The 1029-nt window shown below is 63.4% G+C and carries 2 protein-coding genes and 1 pseudogene; all 3 read right to left on the bottom strand.

Annotated features, from left to right (window positions below):
• Nucleotides 1-215: pseudogene (locus tag GS429_RS17755) on the bottom strand (hypothetical protein); the annotation flags it as partial.
• A complete protein-coding gene (locus GS429_RS17750) occupies nt 212-733 on the bottom strand; it encodes a PD-(D/E)XK family putative nuclease (protein ID WP_328821464.1) in 522 nt (173 codons plus the stop codon). The pseudogene GS429_RS17755 and the gene GS429_RS17750, both read right to left, overlap by 4 nt.
• 112 nt (nt 734-845) lie before the next feature.
• Nucleotides 846-1029: hypothetical protein (locus GS429_RS22030; RefSeq protein ID WP_207709078.1), on the bottom strand; the 184-nt coding region annotated here is incomplete at its 5' end.

The raw sequence follows: 1029 nt of genomic DNA, 5'->3' as shown, positions 1-1029 counted from the left end.
TGACAGACGTGTTTAAATGACGTGAGTTCCGTCGCCTCGAGCGTCGTCGGGTCGATCTGTGGATTCTGCCCGATCTCCTCAAGATCTGCACGCTTAACTCGGGTCCGCCCACAGCCCACGCAGATCGCATCGACGGGAATGCCAATCTGCCCGGCACCCGCGCTCTCGAGTTCGGCCTCGAGGTCGCGGTCATCGCGATCGGTGACGGAACTCACAGTCGGTCACCCACGGTCACCGACGGATCGACGCCCGCCGGATCGATCACGTGCGACCAGGCGAGTTTCGCAACTTCCTGTTCGGAGCGCGAGCCGCCGACATCGTACCACCGATCGGCGAGCAACTCGTCGACGAGCGTCGCCGGCACGATCGCGCGGGCGACCTGCGGCAGTCCCGGTCGCGGTAGGTAGACCACGAGCAGGTACATCCCGCCGGCTTCGAGCAGTTGGTCGTGAGCTGAACGTTTGACGTAGAACCGTCCGCGAGCCGAGCGATCGCCGTTACTCGTCTCGATCTGACAGCCCTTGATCTCGACTGGCGTCTCGGACTCGAGCAGGACGATCCCGTAGAACGGCAGTGATCGATCCGGCTCGAGGACGGCAGTCGTCGTCGCGTCGTGCCAGGTGGCCGTCCGATCACCGACGTACTCCAGGGCGTCGATCGTCTGCACGATCTCGCCCTCGAGGAAGTCACCGCTGGCTTTCGAACTCTCGAGTTCGGACGTACGCGAACTCACAGCGGCCCACCTCGAGCACGGCGAACCTCTCGAGCGCAGTCGGGACAGAGACGACGGGTTGCGGGAACCGTCGTTTCACACCGCTCGCACTCGTCGGATTCGACGAGGCGGCTCATCGGTCACCTCTCGTCTGTAGGTATCGGTCAAGTTGGTCGCGTAGGCTCTCGGCTTCGTCGTCGGGCAGGTGAGCCATATCGCTCTCGCTCGGGTAGTCTTGACCAACAGGACGACACTCTACGATAACCCCGTCTCGCCCGATGTTGGTGTGGAGAGTCGCCTCGGCGGTGCGTTCAGTT

It is taken from the genome of Natronorubrum halalkaliphilum (assembly GCF_009834785.1).
Lineage (GTDB): Archaea > Halobacteriota > Halobacteria > Halobacteriales > Natrialbaceae > Natronorubrum > Natronorubrum halalkaliphilum.
This window is presented reverse-complemented; position numbering and strand designations above follow the sequence as displayed.